Source organism: Rufibacter glacialis (assembly GCF_008271745.1).
GTDB lineage: Bacteria > Bacteroidota > Bacteroidia > Cytophagales > Hymenobacteraceae > Nibribacter > Nibribacter glacialis.
Map to the genome: position 1 here is coordinate 758,017 of NZ_VKKZ01000010.1, position 19,940 is coordinate 777,956.

General features: G+C 53.2%; 18 protein-coding genes. 6 read left to right on the top strand and 12 right to left on the bottom strand.

Features of this window, described 5'->3' with window-relative positions; genetic code table 11:
- Nucleotides 1-263: 263 nt before the first annotated feature.
- From hemE to FOE74_RS04030, 3 genes are all read right to left on the bottom strand, one after another.
- A complete protein-coding gene (gene hemE / locus FOE74_RS04020) occupies nucleotides 264-1,295 on the bottom strand; it encodes a uroporphyrinogen decarboxylase (protein ID WP_149097299.1) in 1,032 nt (343 codons plus the stop codon).
- A gap of 149 nt (nucleotides 1,296-1,444) precedes the next feature.
- The gene (locus FOE74_RS04025; RefSeq protein WP_149097300.1) at nucleotides 1,445-2,062 is read right to left on the bottom strand and encodes a MarC family protein; all 618 of its coding nucleotides are present in this window, start codon (nucleotides 2,060-2,062) and stop codon (nucleotides 1,445-1,447) included.
- A gap of 83 nt (nucleotides 2,063-2,145) precedes the next feature.
- Entirely contained in the window at nucleotides 2,146-2,613 is a 468-nt protein-coding gene (locus FOE74_RS04030) for a hypothetical protein (RefSeq protein WP_149097301.1), read from the bottom strand.
- 299 nt (nucleotides 2,614-2,912) lie between these two features.
- Here FOE74_RS04030 and FOE74_RS04035 point away from each other — a divergent pair, with 299 nt between their 5' ends.
- The 3 genes from FOE74_RS04035 to FOE74_RS04045 are packed head-to-tail and all read left to right on the top strand — an operon-like array spanning nucleotide 2,913 to nucleotide 5,095.
- Nucleotides 2,913-4,040: a 5-(carboxyamino)imidazole ribonucleotide synthase gene (locus tag FOE74_RS04035; RefSeq protein ID WP_149097302.1), complete on the top strand. Its 1,128-nt coding sequence runs from the start codon at nucleotides 2,913-2,915 to the stop codon at nucleotides 4,038-4,040.
- A complete protein-coding gene (purE, locus tag FOE74_RS04040; RefSeq protein ID WP_149097303.1) occupies nucleotides 4,037-4,564 on the top strand; it encodes a 5-(carboxyamino)imidazole ribonucleotide mutase in 528 nt (175 codons plus the stop codon). Before FOE74_RS04035 ends, purE begins: the two co-directional genes overlap by 4 nt.
- A 3-nt stretch (nucleotides 4,565-4,567) precedes the next feature.
- Nucleotides 4,568-5,095 (top strand): GNAT family N-acetyltransferase, encoded by a 528-nt coding sequence (locus FOE74_RS04045; protein WP_149097304.1) that lies wholly within the window; start codon nucleotides 4,568-4,570, stop codon nucleotides 5,093-5,095.
- A 77-nt stretch (nucleotides 5,096-5,172) separates the two neighbouring features.
- Here FOE74_RS04045 and FOE74_RS04050 read toward each other — a convergent pair whose 3' ends face one another.
- Nucleotides 5,173-6,399 carry an outer membrane beta-barrel protein gene (locus FOE74_RS04050; RefSeq protein WP_149097305.1) on the bottom strand — a complete coding sequence of 409 codons (1,227 nt, stop codon included), beginning with the start codon at nucleotides 6,397-6,399 and terminating at the stop codon, nucleotides 5,173-5,175.
- Nucleotides 6,400-6,510: 111 nt separating this feature from the next.
- Between FOE74_RS04050 and FOE74_RS04055 the strand changes: the two genes are divergently transcribed.
- Nucleotides 6,511-7,092, top strand: coding sequence for a histidine phosphatase family protein (locus tag FOE74_RS04055; protein WP_149097306.1), 582 nt, complete (start codon nucleotides 6,511-6,513; stop codon nucleotides 7,090-7,092).
- 50 nt (nucleotides 7,093-7,142) lie between these two features.
- On the opposite strand, the gene FOE74_RS04060 is transcribed toward FOE74_RS04055, so the two are convergent.
- The 7 genes from FOE74_RS04060 to FOE74_RS04090 all read right to left on the bottom strand — a co-directional run bounded on the left by FOE74_RS04060 (nucleotide 7,143) and on the right by FOE74_RS04090 (nucleotide 16,300).
- Entirely contained in the window at nucleotides 7,143-7,763 is a 621-nt protein-coding gene (locus FOE74_RS04060) for a 3'-5' exonuclease (protein ID WP_149097307.1), read from the bottom strand.
- A 190-nt stretch (nucleotides 7,764-7,953) separates the two neighbouring features.
- The gene (locus FOE74_RS04065) at nucleotides 7,954-8,466 is read right to left on the bottom strand and encodes a hypothetical protein (protein WP_149097308.1); all 513 of its coding nucleotides are present in this window, start codon (nucleotides 8,464-8,466) and stop codon (nucleotides 7,954-7,956) included.
- A 216-nt stretch (nucleotides 8,467-8,682) separates the two neighbouring features.
- On the bottom strand, nucleotides 8,683-10,620 hold the full coding sequence (gene dnaK, locus FOE74_RS04070; RefSeq protein ID WP_149097309.1) for a molecular chaperone DnaK: 1,938 nt from the start codon (nucleotides 10,618-10,620) through the stop codon (nucleotides 8,683-8,685).
- A gap of 434 nt (nucleotides 10,621-11,054) precedes the next feature.
- A complete protein-coding gene (locus FOE74_RS04075; protein WP_149097310.1) occupies nucleotides 11,055-11,660 on the bottom strand; it encodes a pseudouridine synthase in 606 nt (201 codons plus the stop codon).
- A gap of 420 nt (nucleotides 11,661-12,080) precedes the next feature.
- Nucleotides 12,081-14,168 carry a vWA domain-containing protein gene (locus FOE74_RS04080; RefSeq protein WP_149097311.1) on the bottom strand — a complete coding sequence of 696 codons (2,088 nt, stop codon included), beginning with the start codon at nucleotides 14,166-14,168 and terminating at the stop codon, nucleotides 12,081-12,083.
- Between the two features lie 395 nt (nucleotides 14,169-14,563).
- Nucleotides 14,564-15,310, bottom strand: coding sequence for a 3-oxoacyl-[acyl-carrier-protein] reductase (fabG, locus tag FOE74_RS04085; RefSeq protein ID WP_149097312.1), 747 nt, complete (start codon nucleotides 15,308-15,310; stop codon nucleotides 14,564-14,566).
- A gap of 258 nt (nucleotides 15,311-15,568) precedes the next feature.
- Entirely contained in the window at nucleotides 15,569-16,300 is a 732-nt protein-coding gene (locus FOE74_RS04090; RefSeq protein WP_149097313.1) for a tetratricopeptide repeat protein, read from the bottom strand.
- Nucleotides 16,301-16,505: 205 nt separating this feature from the next.
- Between FOE74_RS04090 and FOE74_RS04095 the strand changes: the two genes are divergently transcribed.
- Nucleotides 16,506-17,099: a SixA phosphatase family protein gene (locus FOE74_RS04095; protein ID WP_149097314.1), complete on the top strand. Its 594-nt coding sequence runs from the start codon at nucleotides 16,506-16,508 to the stop codon at nucleotides 17,097-17,099.
- A 117-nt stretch (nucleotides 17,100-17,216) separates the two neighbouring features.
- On the opposite strand, the gene FOE74_RS04100 is transcribed toward FOE74_RS04095, so the two are convergent.
- Nucleotides 17,217-18,443, bottom strand: coding sequence for an MFS transporter (locus tag FOE74_RS04100; RefSeq protein ID WP_225840626.1), 1,227 nt, complete (start codon nucleotides 18,441-18,443; stop codon nucleotides 17,217-17,219).
- A gap of 609 nt (nucleotides 18,444-19,052) precedes the next feature.
- On the opposite strand from FOE74_RS04100, the gene FOE74_RS04105 reads away from it, so the two are divergent.
- Nucleotides 19,053-19,934: an SDR family oxidoreductase gene (locus tag FOE74_RS04105; RefSeq protein ID WP_149097316.1), complete on the top strand. Its 882-nt coding sequence runs from the start codon at nucleotides 19,053-19,055 to the stop codon at nucleotides 19,932-19,934.
- The last annotated feature ends 6 nt before the right edge of the window (nucleotides 19,935-19,940 follow it).

The window sequence follows — 19,940 nt, forward strand, 5'->3', positions numbered from 1 at the left end:
CGGAGGTTGTCTTCCAAGAAATCACCGTTTCTGGTGGAGGATGCGTTGGAGACAAGGCGGTGCCTGGTCTCTACAAGAACAAAAAACAAGGAACGCCATGACCGGCAGGTGTAAACATCCCCCTTCGCCCCCTTCTAAGGGGGAATCTTTACTTAGCTAGGGCAGCTAGCAATCAATACCTTTCTACAAAGGAAAACGGCCTCCTGCTCATTTGAACAGAAGGCCGTTTTTGTATGGGTTTTTCAAAAAGAGACTTAAAACGCTTACCGGTGGCTGTACTCTTTCACCGTCTGGATAAAGCATTTCACTTTCTCTGGGTCGGTGTCTGGGTACACGCCGTGGCCCAAGTTGGCGATGTGGCGGTGAGGGCCGAAGGCTTCCAGCATTTTGATGGTTTCGCGCTTCACGCCCTCAAAGTTGTTGTAGAGCGCGCAAGGGTCTAGGTTGCCTTGAAGGGTTTTCCCGTCGCCTACGGCGGCCCGGGCGTCTGCCACGTTCATGTTCCAATCCAGTCCAAGTACCTGGCAGTCCAGCTGGGCGAAATCGGCGAACGAGAAGAAGGCACCTTTGGCAAATACCGTCACCGGAACATCTGTGATGGCCCGGCAAATTTCTGCTATGTAAGGGTAAGAGAACTCTTTGTAATGCGCAGGGGGCAAAATGCCAGCCCAGGAATCAAACACCTGGATCAAATCAGCGCCGGCAGCTACCTGGGCTTTCAAATACGCAATGGTGGTATCTGTGATCTTGCGCAGCAATTGGTGAGAGAGCGCAGGATCTTCATACAGCATCTTGCGGGCCTTGGAGAAGGTTTTGGAGCCGCTGCCTTCCACCATATAGGCGAAAATAGTCCAGGGGGCACCGGCAAACCCTATCAGGGGCACCCGCCCGTTCAGTTCGCGCTTGGTGACTTTGATGGCCTCCAGCACATAGTTCAGGTGCTCATACGGGTCTGCCACCCGCATCTTCTCCACGTCAGCGGCAGAGTTGATAGTGTTGGGGAACAAAGGGCCGCGTTTCTCTATCATCTCATAGGTACAGCCCATGGCCTCAGGTACCACCAGAATATCTGAGAAGATAATGGCGGCATCCACGTCCAGCAAGTCAACCGGCTGAATGGTGACCTCAGCGGCCAGTTCAGGCGTTTCCACCAGTTCCTTGAAGCCTGAAAGGCGTTCGCGCACGGCGCGGTACTCAGGCAAAATACGGCCTGCCTGGCGCATAAGCCAAACAGGGGTTCGTTCAGTTGGCTGCCCCAGGGCAGCCCGCAGTAGCAAGTCGTTCTTTAATTGCATGGCGCAAAGATAAGGCATAAAAATGAGTCCTGAGGTCTGAGTCGGGAGTTCTGAGTCAGAATACACGGAAGGAACCAAAAAGTGGCTTATTTCAGGGCTGTTTTACCAAAAAAGGCCTAAAACAAGCCGCCTCTGCCAAGGTGTTTAGTCTATTTGAACAGGGCCAGCATGGCTGTCACAATGAAACTCACTCCTAAAGAAAGCACAATAAAGCCCATGATCTTGGCCAGAGCCGCCAGGCCTGCTTTGCCCATGAACACCATCAGGCGGGGCGAGAAAAGCAGAATGATGTAACTCACCAGGCCCAGCAGCATGATCCCAATCACGGTAAGCACCATGTCTGAGTAGGTGAGTGATTTGGTGAACAAACTGATGACCACCGCAATGGAACCGGGCCCCGAGAGAAGCGGCATCGCCAGCGGGGTAAACGAAATGTCTTCTTTCTCCACGCCTTCAGCCACCACGTCTTTTGAGATTTTCTTGCCTTCCTCAGACTTAGAATTGAGCAGGTCAAAACCCGCCCGCATGATCATGAGGCCCCCGGCAATGCGCAGGTCATGGATGCGGAGTCCGAAGAAATCCAGCACGGCCTGTCCGGCCAGAAAGAACACCGTCAAGATCAAAACCATGTACATACAAGCCCTGAGCGCCTGCTGGTTACGGCGGGTGGCTGAATCATCATGCGTGAGGGTAAGAAACACAGGCATGGCCCCAAAGGGGTTCACCACCGAGAATAGAGCCGAAAACGTTGCGAGTAAGATTTCCATTGCGGCCAATAATACGCAAATTCAGGAAATTACCCATAAAGAGAAGACAGCGAAGGCCAGAAGCCCGAAAGTAGGAGAGATCCTTATTTCAGGAGTCGGCTCCAGAAACTGGTGGGCGCCGGGGCAGATTTACGGGAATAAGACCGTTTCTGCTGCACCATTTGCAGGCGTTGAATGGCCTTTACCAGATAATCGGCGGCCTGTTCCTCTCGGGCCAATACGCCACTTACCCCAGGCTTCCAGAGGCTTAGGATTTCCTGGGCGTCTGAGGAAGGCGTGAGCAGGAAAATATGGGCCCGTTCCAACTGGGAGATCATGGCCTTGAGTAACCTGATGTCTGGTTTATAGCCTATCTCCCTCTTACCACCCAAAAGAATCAGTTCACGGGTAGAATTACGCCCGGTACCAAACTGGCGCGCGAATTGGTCATACGTCACCGCATGAACCTCTACCCGCTGGGAATAAAGGTTCTGTTTATCAAGCGCTTGTGTAAGTGCGTTTGCCAGAGTGAGATCATCTTCCAGCAGCAACAGCCGATATGATGTTGTCATAGGTTATAAATATAAAAGAATATTTATTCTTAGAATACTCTCTTTTTATAAAACATAAAAAAAATTTAATGTGGGTTTTGGATCATTTAAAGGAAGGGTAGATGGCTTGTTTACTTAGAACCGTTCCAATAGGCTTGCTTCAACTACCTCTTAAAAGAAAAGAGGGGAATAAAAAATACGTCTATTCCTTTCCAAAAACTTGTAGCTTACCTTCACAAGGCTGAGATTTGAGGTTTAAGCAGGCAAGGCAGGCAATGCCCTGATCCTCCTTGAACCAAAAGCAGCTTACTTTCCATACCATGAATGCAATTAAATTAGGCATACTGGGCGGCGGACAACTGGGCCGGATGTTGTTACAGGCTGGCCTTGACTTCAACCTCTACACCCTGGTGCTGGACCCAGATGAATACGCTCCCTGCCGCCATCTCTGCGAAGAATTCGTGCACGGGGATTTCAAAGACTATGACACAGTGTACGCCTTCGGGAAGCGGTGTACGCACGTGACCATTGAGATTGAGCACGTAAACGTAGAGGCCTTGTTCGCGCTGGAGAAGGAGGGGGTTCATGTGTACCCCAAACCCACCTCACTCCAAACCATCCAGGACAAAGGCTTACAGAAAGAGTTCTTCCTGCAGAACAGCATTCCTACCTCTGAGTTCAGGCTGTTGAAAGATGCCTCTGAACTGAAAAATAACGTGGATTTCCTGCCTGCTTTCCAGAAACTCCGCCGGGGCGGGTATGACGGAAACGGCGTAGCTCGCCTCTCTACGGCAGAAGATTTCCCCAAGGCATTTCAAGGGCCAACCGTGCTGGAGAAGCTGGTGGAATTTGAGACGGAAATTTCCGTGATCTGCGCCCGTAATGTGCAGGGCGAGGTGAAGGCGTTCCCGGTGGTGGAGCAGGTCATGCACCCGGCTCATAACCTGGTAGATTACCTGCTGGCCCCAGCCCAGATCGCGTACAAGCTACAGCGCATGGCCATTGAGATTGCCACGCACGTGACCACTTCCCTTGACATAGTGGGGCTATTGGCGGTAGAAATGTTTGTGACCCGCGATGGCCAGATCCTGGTGAACGAAGTGGCGCCTCGTCCGCACAACAGCGGCCACCATACCATGAAAGCCAACGCCACCTCGCAGTTTGAGCAGCATCTGCGCGCCATCCTGGGCTTGCCCCTGGGTGATACCGAACCTCATTGTCCGGCCGTGTTGGTGAACCTGCTGGGCGAGGCAGGATTTTCCGGCGAGGCGGTCTATGAAGGACTGGAAGCTACCCTGCAGGAGCCCGGCGTGCATATCCACCTGTACGGCAAGAAGTTTACCCGGCCTTTCCGGAAAATGGGCCACTTAACGGTACTGGCCCCCACTATTGAAGAAGTAAAACAAAAAGCAGACACCATAAAGAACCGTCTAAAAATCATTGCATGAGCCAATCTCCTGAGCAACACACGGCCCTAGTGGGTATCATCATGGGCAGCCAGTCAGACCTGAAAGTCATGGCAGGCGCCGCCGATATCCTGGAACAACTGAACATCCCGTTTGAAGTGACCATTGTATCTGCGCACCGCACGCCGCACCGCATGCTGGAATACGCCGAGGGAGCCCGCAAGAAAGGCCTCAAGGTCATCATTGCCGGGGCGGGCGGCGCAGCCCATTTGCCGGGAATGGTAGCGGCCTTGACCACCCTGCCCGTGATTGGCGTGCCGGTGAAATCAAGCAACTCCATTGACGGTTGGGATTCCATTCTGTCTATCTTGCAAATGCCGTCGGGCGTGCCCGTGGCCACAGTAGCCCTCAACGGCGCCACCAACGCGGGTATTCTGGCCGCCCAGATCCTGGGCAGCACGAACGCTGTAGTAGCCGATGCCCTGGAGAAACACCGCACCACCCAGCGCGACAAAGTGATGCGCTCGGTAGAGCAACTCCGCCGCGGCGACCTTGAAATAGACTAGGCCTTGCTTTCTTTCCAGACCATACTTACAACTGCCACGCCCGGGTTTTCCTTGGCGTGGCAGTTGTGTGAAGAGGCTTTCCCAGCGGAAGAACGGCGCACCCTGGAGGCCCAAACCCAGTTGCTCCGGAATTCAATTTACAGGTTCATAACCCTGCACGCGGAGGGAGAACTAGTGGGGTTCATGGGGTATTGGCAACTGACAGGTTTTGTGTTTTTAGAGCATTTTGCCGTTACGCCCACCGCCAGAGGCAAAGGCATAGGCAAACGCGCCTTGGAGAAATTAGGGGAAGTAGTGCAACAAACGCTTGTCCTGGAGGTGGAGCCACCATTCAATGAGATGGCGCAGCGCCGGATCAACTTCTACGAACGGTCAGGCTTCCATCTGAACCCTTATCCCTACGCCCAGCCCCCGTACAGCCCTGAGAAGCCCTGGGTACCATTGCTGTTGATGACGTACCCGGAAAGGCTTTCTTTGCCTGCTTTTCAACAGGTGAAAGAGGAATTGTATAAGGTGGTGTATAGTGTATAAAAAGCAAAAGCGGTTTTGAGCCATTTTATGAAAACCAACCCAAAACCATTTTGACGGTGCCTTGCCTTAAAGAAGGGCTATAAGATGAATCCCAGCAAAAGGTATAACTGGTTGGTATCGGAAGAGATTCCACTGTACGGGGAAAATCCGTTTCCTTTCTCAAACCGTCCTTCTAACAGGAACTGGTGTTTAGACCAAGCCGGGATTAAAAGGCCTCCGCCTACCGTCAAACTCTGGGCGTATTTCCTGAACCCCTGCATATAAGGTTCTTTCTTGACCGAGTAGTTTTCCTGTACCACGGTAGAACTGGTGGTGGAAGTAGTTTCTTGTTTGTAGTTGATGGCGTAGGAATTGATGATGCCTCCTTGTACATAAGGCTTAATCTTTTTTGCCGGGAACGTGTACCTTACCTGAAGGGGAAGTTTCAGATAAGGAAGATCTAGTTCTACCTGATAATCTTTAACGAACGTATGGACCTCTTCTCTGAAGCTCCAGGTATAGCGTTGGCGGGTGTATTGGAACTCTCCCTGGAAAGAGAGCTTCGGGTTGATCCAGGGCAGCGTGGTGTTGAGGAACAAACCTAACGCTGGACCAGCAGAGGAGGAAAAGGTTTGGTCTCTGGTTGGAGGGGTGGGACCTCCCTTCACCTTTAGGGTAGAAGTAGTGGCCCCCACAGAAACACCCCAAGTGATCTTCGCTTTTTGGGGTTTTTCTACATACGTTAAACTGGCAGGCATGCTGCACTGGTTATAGTGGGCTATGATTTCAGTAAGTGCGTTTCGTTTGTAAGCCAGTTTTTTTGTTGCGGCCATTTGGTCCGGACAATCTTTGAAGGCTTGGTTCAGGGTGCCTCGGTACTCATGATAAGGGACCTTTACCCTTTTGCCTTCCACCACTTGAATGTTATGATAGAAAACCAGCTCCTGAAGAGAGTCCCCCATGTGTAGGTACAGACGGTCTTGGCTTTCTGCATCACGGTAGGCATAGAGACTGGCTTTGCCTTTGACTAAGAGGGTAAAAAACCGGTCTTGGTCGGGGCTTTCTTTCGCCAGCCGCTGTACTTCAAACTTGGGGCCATCCACCACGCCGTAGCCTTGAATATCCGCTGGTCCATATGTTTCCAGGGGGCCGGCCTCTGTCCTTTTGAAATTGACTTTAACGGCACTTCTCTTTTCTCCCCGGTGGTCAACCAACCCCCTTATGGTGTCATTCTGCTGGAGAATGTAGCCAGGCTGGAAATTCCGTTGGGCAACGGCTGAAAAACAGAGGAATAATACAAACAGGGGCAGTAGAAGTCTCTTCATGTGGATATTTATACAGCAATATAGGACTATTTTTATTAAGTCCAAAAGAAAAGACCTAAGCCCGAAGAGAACGTATAAAGCCTTCAAAGAACCCTGTTTCCCGCTTCTTCCATGCCAAACAATGCACCTGCCATCTTCCTCATCCGCCACGCCCGGCCTTTGGTCAACCGGAACGGTTTCTTTAGCAAAGCAGAAGCGGCCCAATACCTGCAAGATTATAATGAGGCCGCGGTAGAGGAGGTGAAAGAACGCAGTGAACACCTGCCGCTAGACCAGATACAAAAGGTTTTCTGCAGCACCTTGCCCCGGGCCAAAGCCACCGCGGTGATGTTGTTTGGGCCAGAGGTGGAGCTTATAGAAGATGCCACGTTCCGGGAATTTGAGAACCGAATCTGGGGATTACCCTTAGGGAAGCTTCCGCTGCGTTGGTGGCAGGTAACATCAAGGGCTTTATGGCTATTGGGTCTGAACCAAAAAGACATTGAGAGTTTCAAGCAGGCCAAGGTCCGGGCAGCCCAAGCCGCGCAACACCTGGCCCAGGAGGCGGAGAGCAATGGCATAGCCGTGTTGGTAGCCCACGGCTTCCTGAACGAATTCATCAAGCGCGCCCTGCGCCGGGAAGGCTGGCAGGTGGTGGTGGAAGGCGGCCGAGGGTTTGTGGGGGTTACTAAACTGGAAAAAGCTTCGGCCTAATGGCTTGTTATCTGCCTCATTTTAGAGAAACAGCCTAAGATCAGGCTTTGTTAAAAAGGAAAGGTCTTTTTAGGTTTAGGGGCTTTTTTTACAGAAGAAGCCGTATACCCGCCGTCAAACAACCGCCCGAAGTTTATTTTCAGCTTCTCCGGGAAATCATCTAAACACCCACAATTAGTTTGTTCCAGGGCCCGCAAGGTTAATTCAGCGCAGGCGTAAGAGTCTGCCGCCGCGCGGTGGTGCTTGAACTGGATGCCGTGCCGGTTGCAGAGCGATTTCAGATCATACTGCGGAAGCCCTTGCCACACCTGTTTGGAGAACTGCACGCTGCAGGCGTACTGTAATTCTGGAAAGGGTAGGCGGTAGGTGGTCAGGGTAGCCCGAAGCACGCTCATGTCAAAGCTGGCGTTGTGGGCAATCACCAACTGATTCTGCAACAGCGGCTGCAATTCCTGCCACACGGCGTTGAACTCAGGGCTGTTCTTCACGTCTTGGGGCTTAATGCCGTGGATGGCGATGTTCCAGCCGTTGAAGTACGGATAGGATTTGGGTTTGATGAGCCAAGCCTCAGTGCCTACAATCTTCCCATTCTGCACAAACGTCAACCCAATCTCACAGGGGCTGTCCCGGTCAGAGGTGGCTGTCTCAAAATCTAAGGTGATAAAATCCATTTTGGTCCTCCTTTGGCTCCTAAAGAAGCAAAGGTACGAAGCATTAAAAAGATAGCCGTCTGGTTCGTGCCTGAGTGAACGAAAAAGAACTGCTTTTGTAAAAACAGGGCAGATAGTAGGAACTGATTTACTCTAAAAGCAGAAGGGAGCGGCCATGGCCGCTCCCTTCTGCTTTTAGAGTAAAGTATAGTTAACGACGGGGGAACAGGATGTCCAGGATATCACGGGTAACGGAGCCAGGACGACGTCTTTCTTCTTCTCGCCAATCATATTCGGCGTCGTACGCCCGGTCACCAGACAAGATGAATGCCCCCGGTTCTAGTCTTGCCCCATATAGATTCTGGCAATCAGTGGGAGGTGGTTGATGCCCGGGCGGACGGTTAGGATACCAGATCCGGCATTGACCAGGTGGTGGGTAATGGCCTTTGGGTACCCCTTGCAATTGCCGCGGACCGGCTGTGCCCCTTGGGGGCAGGATCACCCGGCCTAAGATGCCGCCTAAGGCGCCATTCTCACGCGGACGGGTTTGTTCATTCTGGTTTTCGTGCCATTGCTGGTCTTGGTAGCCTTTGTCTTTTTTATTTTTCTTTTCTTTATTCTCTTTATACTCCTTGCCCTCTTTGTGTTTTTTATCCTTTTCCTGGGCAGAGGCGGTCGGGCAAACCAGCAGAGCAAGGCTGGCCGCAAACAATACCGCAGTCATTTTTGCTTTTATCGTAGGGCAGGGTTTTAAGGGTGAAAAGTTTCTAAGGATATTTCAAGGCAAAGTTCATACCACCTCTTGCTAAACAATATCTTAAAGCCTTTGCTCCTCTGCTTACCTTAGGGGAACGTCTCTTCCTGAGTACTTTAGCACAAACAATTAAAAAAGCCTCACCGCAAAACGGTGAGGCTTTCTCAACTAAACCTAATTTTATTATTACTTCACTTCTTCGTAGTCCACGTCGGTCACGTTGTCAGTGCTGGCAGACTTAGCAGAGCCTTGTCCGTCAGAACCTGGTTGTTGTGCTCCGCCGAAACCTCCGTCAGCACCTGGTTGACCGGCTCCGCCCGTGGCAGCATACATCTCCTGAGAGGCGGCCTGCCAGGCGTTGTTGATGCTTTCCATGGCACTGTCAATAGCGGCAAGGTCTTTTGACTCGTGCGCTTTCTTCAGATCAGCCAGGGCACCTTCAATGGCCGTTTTGTTTCCGGCAGAAAGTTTCTCACCGTACTCTTTCAACTGCTTCTCGGTCTGGAAGATCATAGAGTCCGCCTGGTTCACTTTCTCTACCTGCTCTTTGGCTAAGCGGTCAGATTCAGCGTTGGCCTCAGCCTCTTTGCGCATGCGCTCAATCTCTTGCTCAGATAGCCCGGAAGAAGCCTCAATGCGGATCTTCTGCTCTTTGTTCGTGCCTTTGTCTTTGGCAGACACATGCAAGATACCGTTGGCGTCAATGTCAAAGGTTACCTCAATCTGCGGAACACCACGTGGCGCCGGTGGAATGTCTGACAAGTGGAAACGACCGATGGTGCGGTTGTCGCGGGCCATGGGGCGCTCACCCTGCAATACGTGGATCTCCACACTTGGCTGGTTGTCAGAAGCAGTAGAGAAGGTCTCAGACTTCTTGGTTGGGATAGTGGTGTTAGACTCAATCAGCTTGGTCATCACGCCACCCATGGTCTCAATACCTAAGGAAAGCGGCGTCACGTCCAAAAGAAGAACGTCTTTCACTTCACCGGTCAATACCCCACCTTGGATAGCGGCCCCAATGGCTACTACCTCATCTGGGTTCACACCTTTAGATGGCTTCTTGCCGAAAAATTTCTCTACTTCCTCCTGGATTCTTGGGATACGGGTAGAACCACCCACCAAGATCACTTCGTCAATGTCTGACGGCTGCAAGCCAGCGTCTTGTAACGCCTTGCGAACCGGCTCCATGGAACGGCGTACCAGGTCATCGGCTAACTGCTCAAACTTAGCCCGCGTCAATTTGCGCACTAAGTGCTTAGGCCCCGTCTGGGTAGCGGTGATGTAAGGCAGGTTAATCTCGGTCTCAGAAGAAGACGAAAGCTCAATCTTGGCTTTCTCAGCGGCTTCTTTCAAACGCTGAAGCGCCATTGGGTCTGTGCGCAGATCCATGTTTTCCTCGGCTTTGAACTCATTGGCTAACCAGGCAATGATCACTTGGTCAAAGTCATCACCACCCAGGTGCGTGTCACCGTTGGTAGACAGTACTTCAAACACGCCGTCGCCTAATTCCAGGACCGAGATATCAAACGTACCACCCCCTAAGTCGTATACCGCGATTTTCTGGTCGGTGTGTTTTTTGTCCAGGCCGTAAGCGAGGGCAGCAGCAGTAGGCTCGTTGATGATCCGTTTCACTTCCAAACCGGCAATCTGTCCAGCTTCTTTGGTAGCCTGACGTTGCGCGTCATTGAAGTACGCAGGAACGGTGATCACCGCCTCGGTCACGGTAGTACCCAGGTAGTCTTCAGCGGTCTGCTTCATTTTCTGCAGTACCATGGCTGAGATCTCCTGCGGCGTGAACTCACGGTCACCGATCTTTACCCGGACAGTATTGTTGCTGCCAGACTGCACGTTGTAAGACACGTGGCTGGTCTCATCTTTTACTTCTGAATAACCGCGGCCCATGAAACGCTTGATGGACGCGATGGTATTTTGTGGGTTGGTGATAGCTTGACGTTTGGCAGGATCCCCTACTTTACGCTCACCGTTCCCGTTATCCAGGAATGCCACAATGGACGGTGTAGTCCGGCGGCCTTCGCTGTTCGGAATCACCACTGGTTCGTTACCCTCCATTACCGCAACGCATGAGTTGGTAGTTCCTAAGTCAATGCCTATGATTTTTCCCATTGTCTATAGTTTTATTTTAGTAGTTTCTGATTTCACTTGATGCAATCTTATTAACAAGACATGTGCCAAGGCCGTATTTCAGCCAATTTGTGACACAATGTCATTTCTACGGAAAGTAATAAGATAGCCTATACGCACAATAGGCAGCCAATGTCAGGTGAGGATGCGCTTTTGGCCTGTTTTTTACAAAACCAGCCTAGAAAAGGCAGGTCGTCTGGCAGGAAATCTAAAAACCATGCCTGCTCAAGACAACCAAGGAAATAGGTTTTTCCGCCTCTTTTCTGGGAAAGGACCCTAAACACGACAGCCTATGGTTTGATGTAGGCAGAAACGTTGAACTGACTTAAGCAAGGGTGTTGCCCGAATGCAGCTGCAAGCCAAAAAGGAACAGAAGCCGGTTTAAGTCCTGTTTTTCTTACATCAGGCTAAAAGGTTTATCTTTTCTTGTAGGGCCGCTGGAAGGTGTTCACGGGTTTGGCCAGCCCATTCAACTGTTTTACTTCCTCAGCGGTAAGTGCCCTGAATTCACCGGGTGCCAGCGAACCAAGGGTCAGCGGACCAATGGCTACGCGTACCAGCCGAAGGGTAGGGTAGCCCACGGCGGCGGTCATTTTGCGCACTTGGCGGTTCATGCCCTGGCTGATCTTGATCTCCACCCAAGAGGTAGGAATGTTGGCCCGGAACCGGATAGGCTTAGAGCGTTCCCAAAGGGTAACCTCCTCTAAAAGACGCGCTTTGGCCGGACTTGTTTTCTTGCCCTGCAACAGAACGCCGCGCTCCAACTGGTCCAGCGCCTCGTCTGAAGGTACGCCTTCTACCTGCGCCCAATACGTTTTCTCTACCTTGAACTTGGGGTCAGACAGCCGGTGCTGCAACTGCTTGTCATCGGTGAGCAGGACCAGGCCTTCGCTGTCGTAGTCCAGACGGCCCACCGGGTACACGTGGGGCACCGGCACGAAATCCTTCAAGGTGCGCCGACCTGTTTCATCGGTGAATTGGGTAAGAACCTCAAAGGGCTTGTTCAGGAGAAAATACTGCAAGGGGTAGAATAGAAAGTGAGCCTAAAAATAAGGGATTGGTTTCGTTTTTGGGCCTTCTTTCTGAAAACAGGCCTAAAAAGCGGACAGAGAGCACTAGTGGGAAAAGCACTATTGTAATTGCTAGCCGCCGACCAACTTATTCCGGAGGAGTCCTTTTTATCTAAGGCTCCATCTTTCCCATGGGTGCTTAGACTTGCAAAGTGGAGGTACCTCAAAAGGAGCGAAGGGGCCTATGCCACTTCTGCTAGTCTCAGTCGAATGATTATTTCGGTTGGGTGAGGCGTTGCGGTGGTCGCCAGTGGCGGATAACCTTTTAAGGTCCTTAAAAGCTCACCCTACTCAAAGAATACAAAGCAGTGTTGGGTATACCCATAACGGCATAAGGTCTCTCTTGCAGGAAAAGGGTGTTTTGGCTGCTTTTTATAAAGTGCCAAAGAAACGCCGCAGCGCCCATTCGGTGCAGGCCAGGCCCAGCAGCAGGAAGTAGAACCAGGGTTGTTCCAGCAGGTCTTTCTCTTCCTGATGGCTGCGCAGCACGGCTTTGAAATCGGCTTTGATTAAATCCTGTTCCAGTTGGGCCAGTTGCGTGGGGTAATAGAGGCGGGTCTCTGACCGTTCGGCCAACTGGCTCAGGAGACTATGATCGGCCACGGCCAGAAGCGATTCCAGGTTCTGTTCCTGCACCACAAATTCACCGGTGTCGGTGTGGTTCTGGTTTTCTGCCCGGGTAGTGGCGGTGTAGCGGTATACGCCCACTGGTAAGTTCCCCAGCGGTAATCCCTCGCCGCCTTGCTCATGCTTAAAACGATGCTGGGTCTGCTTGCCGTTGTTATGGGTAAGGGTGAGGCTGATGGTCTGCCCAAAGATTTCCTCCTGTACGGCATTGAAGACATCGGCTTGGAGCGTGACTTGTTCTGAGGTCTCAAACTCGTCTTTCACGGGGTACACGTGCAGGCGCTTCTGGTTCCGGCGGTTGGCCAGCAACTGCACCATGTGCGTCATGAGTTCATCATAGATCTGGACCGAGCCGTGGTCTACGGCTTCGGTAAGGCGCCACTGCCAGCTACCGTCGGTGAGCAGAACGGCCGAAGGGGTGGGGGCGGCGGGCTTGTAAATCAGCAGCGGTTTGGTGGTGCGCACGGCACCCACCTGCTGGTGCAGAATGACCTCAGCCGCGGGTGCCAGCTGCCACTCCCCGAAGGTAACCGCCGTGGGCGGCCAGTTTCTGACGCGGGTTTGGGCGATGGGCTCCGTGGAGAACCGCTTGAACGCCTGGTTGAGCAGCGGCTGCACCTCATCAAACTGCGGCGAAGGCCGGTTCAACTGCACACCGGCTTGCAAGGCATTGAAGGAGTTGAAATCTGTCTGGGCCCCCAGGATGTAGAAGGTGGGAACCTTGTCGCTTCGCAACCGGCGGAGCCAGTCGGTTCCTACGCCGCTGGCGTTGGGAATCTGGTGCAGCACGGCGGCATCATAGGGCGTTTTGAAAGACGGATTCTGGAATGGTCCCAGCACCACTTCCACGTCCAGGAGCGGATTGGTGCGCAAGGCGCTGCGCAGGGCTTTGATGTCGGGGTGCGGGGCGGCGGCGGCAACCAGGATTTTGAGCTTTCCTTTGATGACCTCCAGATAGGCGTGCCGCCGATTGTTCAGGTGGGTGAATTCACCGGTGACCGGTTGCACCACCACCTCAAAGTGCTTTTTGCCGGGTTGGGCCGCCGTAACCTGAAACGTGGTCTGGCTGGTGCCTCCGCGGGGCAAAGAAACCGTTTTGCGCTGCACCGTCTTGCCATTCTCCTGTAGCAGCACATTCATTGCCGTTCCACTGAACCCGTTGTGGCGCAGCCGGGCCTGAATAGGGAAGGAGGTGCCGGTGTAGTTGATTTTATTGTACTGCACTTCCTCCAGCACCACATCACGTTTGGGTATTGTGTCCCCCAGGGCCAAAGGGTACACCGGGGCGTTGTACAGCTGGAAAGTGGGAGTGGGGCCCTGGTTATGGATACCGTCTGAAATGAGAACCGTAGCCGCCAGGTTCTGGTCTTTGAAGGCATTCTCCCCTTTCTCCAGCAAGGCATGCAGATTGGTGAACGGCGCCTGAAGCGGCATGCTGGCCAAAGAAGAGGCCGCAGAATCACCCTCCTGAAAGGACTCTGTCACTACCTCCATCCCTCTTTTCCGCAGCCGCTCGGCCAGAGCATCCAGGCCCTGTAGCGTACGGGTAAGATCGGCTTTCTGGGTGAACAGGCCTACGGATTGAGAATTGTCAAAGGCTAAGACCACCTTGGGTTTTATCTCTTCCTGCCTTACACGGCGGGTGTAGGGTTCCAATAGCAGAAAGCACACCAGCGCCACCAGTAAGGCACGCAGAGAAGCCAGGAGCCACCGCAGTCCGGTAGGCCAGGGGCCACCCCTGCGGTACATGAACCAGGAAACGCCCACTCCTACGGCCAGGCAAAGCAATGCAAACCAGGGAGAATAGGCGGTGTGGATTTGGAAGGATTGCACAAAGGGTGATTTAGGTCACAGGATCAGGTAGCAAGATAAAAGAAGTAGGCCATACTTACGTGGAATAGTCTCTGGTTTACGTCTTTATTTCTTAAACTGAACGCTTGCCTCCCTTATTGCCTTGCCTCTGTTTCAAGCCAGTTTTCCAGAAAATAGGCTGAAAGGGAAGGGGCAATCTCCGAAGATGGCCTTGCACATTAGCTGATCACGTTTTCAACCAGTTTGGACAGGTCGCGACCTGTCCGTACATTCTCTGGAGAGTAGTAAGGGGAATGAAAATGCAATAATCAGAAAGGGCAACCACCAGTGACTGCTCCTACCAAAAAAGCAGAAGCCGATGTAGGGTACCACACACCGGCTTCTGCTAATTCTTAATTCTTAATTCCTAATTCAATTTAGGTGAGCATACCGCCGTCTACCTGTAGGGTCTGGCCGGTCACGTAGGCAGACAGGTCAGAGGCCAGGAACACGGCCGCATTGGCCACGTCTTCCGGCGTGCCACCCCGTTTCAACGGAATTGCCTTGCGCCATTCGGCTACCACGGCGGCATCCAGTTCGTCGGTCATGTCGGTTTCAATGAAGCCCGGGGCGATGGCATTGCTGCGGATGTTTCTGGAACCCAGCTCCAAGGCCACCGACTTGGTGAACCCGATGATCCCCGCTTTAGAAGCGGCGTAATTGGCCTGTCCGGCGTTGCCTTTGATGCCTACCACGCTGGTCATGTTAATGATAGAACCGCTCTTGGCGCGCATCATGTGCTTGGTGGCCGCTTTGGTGAGGTTGAACACCGATTTCAGGTTCGTGTTGATCACGGCATCCCACTGCTCCTCGCTCATGCGCATGAGCAGGCCGTCTTTGGTGATGCCGGCGTTGTTTACCAGCACATCCAGTTTCCCGAAATCCTTCACCACGTTTTCCACCAATTGCTCGGCCTGAGTGAAATCTGAGGCATCTGAGCGGTAGCCTTTGGCCTGAATGCCATATTGAGCCAGTTCCTGCTCCAAGGCCTGGCCCTTCTCCACGCTGGAGAGATAGGTAAAGGCCACGTTGGCACCCAGTTCAGCGTATTTCTTGGCGATGGCCCGGCCAATGCCTTTTGAGGCGCCGGTTACTAAGGCAGTCTTTCCTTCCAGTAATTTCATAGTGCATGTTTAAAGGGCCACCGCTTTCTAGAGGCACGCCCCGGTTTCAAGGGTCCAAATATACTAAATGCGCCCGGGAGCCAAAGAATGCCCGCAAGGTTTTCACCAAGGGATCCCTTTACCGTCCAATTTCAAGAAAACAGGGCATAATTGAATGTAAAGTCCTGCGTTTGGTGAAAAACCTTCTTTGAAACCAGAATCTAAGGCCGTTCTCCTTGGTTGGGGAGGCACCGCGGGAGATTCTTACAGGTAATTGGACTACTTGCAGAACCGCTTGATCAAGGCATTGGCCTCGGCGTTGCCCAGTTCAAACGCCTTCTGCCAATCAGCGCAGGCTCCTTTGCGGTTTCTTTGGGTGTGCTTTAAAACCCCGCGGTTGTAGTAGGCCTGCACCATGTTGGGGTCTAGTTGGATGACCTTGTCATAATCTTCCATGGCTTGGGGGTATTGCTTCTGGCGCATGCGCAGGTTGGCCCGGTTCAGGTAAGCCACGGTGTAGTCTTCCTGCAGCGCAATGGCCTGGCTGAAATCCTGGGCGGCACCTTTCATGTCTTTCAGGCGGGCTCGGTTGAGGCCGCGGTTGTTGTAGGCTTTGGCGTAGTTGGGTTGGTTGTTGATGGCGTAGTTATAGTCTTCAATGGCTTGCCTGTACTCTTTCCGGTTCTGCCTGATATCGCCCCTGAATTTATAGGATTCGGCATCTGTGGGCACCAGGGCAATGGCCTTGGTGAAATCAGCATACGCCCCGTCATAGTCCTCCATCTCGTATTTGGCCACGCCGCGCAGGCGGTACAGGCTGCCGTCATCGGGCTTTTTGGCAATGGCGGCGTCATATTCCCGCACGGCCCCGCTGAAATCGTTTTTGCTGGCCCGCTCAAGGCCCTCGCGGTAGTGCGTTTTGGCTGTTTTACACCCCATTGCCCAGAACAGAAGGAACAGGCCGCACAGGTAGGGGAAAACCGAAGAAGGTTTAGAGGATAGTAGTTGCATAAGGAATACCAATTCCTGCTACATACTGATTTCAGTTCATATAGTTATAGAGAAATATTAGACCAGGGTTCAGGCGGCTCTCCAAGAGCAGGTTAGAGGGGGTGAAGAGAGCTTTGTTCCGGCTAAAAGCCGGAATAGGCCAGGGAAGGGAAGTGCCAGATTTTAAGCAGAAAAACCTATCTTCCGTTCCTAAAGATCGCTTTCTATGAAAATAACCTTTAAACTCCCGTTCTTCTTCACGTGCGTCTTCGGCCTTTTGGTGCTCATGGGGTGCACGGCCTCCCAGAACGCTGGCAGTGGTTCCGGGACCGCCGCCCAAAACCAGCCCACTCACACCACCGTGTACCTGGTACGGCACGCCGAGAAAGCACCTTCCTCGGGGGCGATGACCGATGACCCTGCTTTGTCAGAAGCGGGCAAGAAACGGGCTCAGGTGCTGCGGGAAACGTTGGCCGCCGCCCCGGTGAGCGCCATCTTCGCTACCAAATACAAACGCACCCAGGAAACGGTGCAGCCTCTGGCAACCCTCAAGAACGTGCCCGTTCAGCTATATGAGGCGCAGGACTACGCGGCCTTCGCCCAGAAAATAAAAGCGGAGCAGGCGGGTAAAACGGTGGTGGTGGCCGGGCACTCCAACACGGTGCTTCCCCTGATGGAAGCCCTGGGCGGTAAAAAGCCCCTGGCTGAGATCGCCGACCACCAGTATGACTACCTGTTCACGGTCACCCTGCGGGAAGGGCAAGAACCGGTGGTGAAGGTGCAGCAGTACGGGGAACCTTCTACCGCGCCCGCAAAATAGAGTTCGGGAAAGCCAGAGTACGTACCGAGGGGCAACCCTAAATTCCCAAAAGAAATCGCCCTGGAAACAAGAAGCCGTTTCCAGGGCGATTTTTATTAAAAGGATCTAAAAAGGAGCCTACACTTCAGCAACTTCTTGGGCAACGGGTTTCTCCCGCATGAACAGCAGGTGCACCGCCAGCGCCAGACTGGACAGGACTAGCCCTACCGCCACCACGCCATCCCATTTCCAGAGGTGCCAGGCGTGGCTCGCGATAAAGGTGCCGGACGCCCCGCCAATAAAATAAGTGACCATGTACACGGTGTTAAGACGGTTGCGGGCCTCAGGCAAGATGGAGAAGATAAAGGATTGGTTCGCGATGTGGGTGGCCTGCAAACCCAGATCCAGGAGAATCACCCCAATCACCAGCCCCAGAATACTCTGACTGGACATTCCGAACACCAAATACGAAACCACAATCATGGCCACGCTGATGGTAGTGACAGAGAAAGCGTTGCCTTTGTCGCTGAGGCGGCCCATGTACGCGGCGGCCAAGGCACCCCCCGCACCCACCAACCCGAAGAGACCGGCTACGTCGCTGCCGGCGTTGAAGGGCGGCTCTTCCAGCAGGAACACCAGGGTGGTCCAGAACGCGCCAAATGTGGCATAGCACAAAGCCCCGCGTAAAGAGACCAACCGCAGCATGGGTTGGTCCCGGATGAGGTGCCCCAGGGATTTCATCAGGTTTTTGTAACTGCCCTTGAATTCAGGATGCACCTCGGGTAACAGGAAATACAAGGCACCCCACAGCACCGCCATGAGGCCGGTGGCAATAAAGAACATGGCCCGCCAGCCCAGGTGCGCGCCCACAAAGCCACTGATGGTGCGGGAAAGCAGGATCCCAATCAAGAGGCCGCTCATCACAAAACCCACCGTGCGGCCCCGGGCCTCGGGTTTGGCCAGATGGGCCGCCATGGGCACCAGCAGTTGCGGTACCACCGAGGTGGCCCCAATCAGGAAACTAGCCACCATCAGCATTTCAATGTTTTGGGCAAAGGCCGCCAGAAGCAACGAAAGAATGATGGCCGCAAAGTCAACCATGATCAGGCGTTTCCGGCGCAGCATGTCGCCCAGCGGGATAATGAAGAGCATGCCCACCGCGTAGCCAATCTGGGTGAGCATGGACAGGCTGCCCGCCGCCGCCTCAGAGACCTGGAAGGTGGCCGCTATCTTGCCCAGCAGCGGTTGGTTGTAGTATAAATTGGCCACCACCAAACCTGTGGCAATGGTCATAACCCAGAGGTTGAGTTTGGTCAGTTCAGGTTGGGCGGGGGAGGAAGCGGAAGAAAGTTCAGGTGTCATCATCAAATAAAAGACCGCAAATATACACGCTTCAAAAGGGACGGGCGGGAAACGGCCAATTCAGGTGCGAGTATACGGCCCTGCCGGGGGATAGGCTATGCCCTGAGGCAACGTTTCTTTGCCATTACCTTTTTAGGGCTCTTTTTCAGGAAATAGGGCCAAAAACCAGCCTTTCAACAGGTGGTAAGATGCTGGATAGCGCTGCACAAAATGAAAAAGAAGCGGGAACGGCCTATTCTTGCCTCCTGCTAAAACCGGGGAACGCCGCTATCTTTTCTCCCGGAACTTCTGTGACAGGTGCAGCATGAGGTTTTAGGCCAAGTAGAACAGCCGCGCCAGGTAAATGTCTATCACGCCTTTTTCCAAGAGCATGCACTGCACAGGCGCCCAGCCGTAGGTCTTGGTCCCCCATGCCGCCAGCGCCTGGGGCCATCAAGTGACATAATGGGCAGGAAAGGACGGGGCATGGAGAAATGTTAAAGAAATTCTGGAAAGTTTTCTTCCCCGTTCCTCAACTCAGTAAAATAACGCCGCAGGTATATGCCTGATTTTTAACTCTTTGGTTTTTCGCTCGTTTGAAAAGAACCTAACCAGAACCTTAAAACTTGAAATATGAGCAAAGACCAGCAAGATCCACAGGAAAAATACGATCAGCCCCCGTTCAAGGAATCTAAGATCAGCGAGCCGGGCGAAGAATCAGACATGAACATCAAACCCGACCACGGCGAGGAATCCTATAAAGGATCGGGCAAGCTCACGGGCCGCAAAGCCATCATCACCGGCGGCGACTCCGGCATCGGCAAAGCCGTGGCCATCGCATTCGCGCGGGAAGGCGCCGATGTGCTTATCTCATACCTCAACGAGGAGGAAGACGCGCAGGACACCGCCAAATGGATTGAGCAGGAGGGCCGCAAAGCGGTGCTCGTGCCCGGCGACATCAGCGAGGAGGCGCATTGTAAGGCCATTGTGCAGCGGGCGGTAGACGAATTTGGGCAGATTGACATTCTGGTGAACAACGCCGCTTTCCAGATGGCCCGGGAATCATTGCAGGACATCCCCAGCGAGGAGTTTGACAAGACGTTCAAGACCAACATCTACGCCATGTTCTACCTGTGCAAAGCGGCCGAGCCGCACATGAAACCGGGCAGCACCATTGTGAACACCACCTCGGTGAACGCCTACAAACCGTCGCCCCTGCTGCTGGCGTACGCGGCCACCAAAGGCGCCATCCAGAACTTTACCGCCAATTTAGGCCAAATCCTGGCCGACAAAGGAATCAGGGCGAACTGCGTGGCCCCGGGCCCCGTCTGGACCCCGCTTATTCCCGCCACCATGCCGCTGGAGAAAGTAAAAACCTTCGGGAAAGACACGCCCCTCAAACGCCCTGGCCAACCCGCAGAACTGGCGGCCGTTTACGTGCTCCTGGCCTCCGAAGATTCCAGCTACATGACCGGCTCCACTGTGCAGGTAACGGGTGGCATGCCTACCATTTAGGGCCTG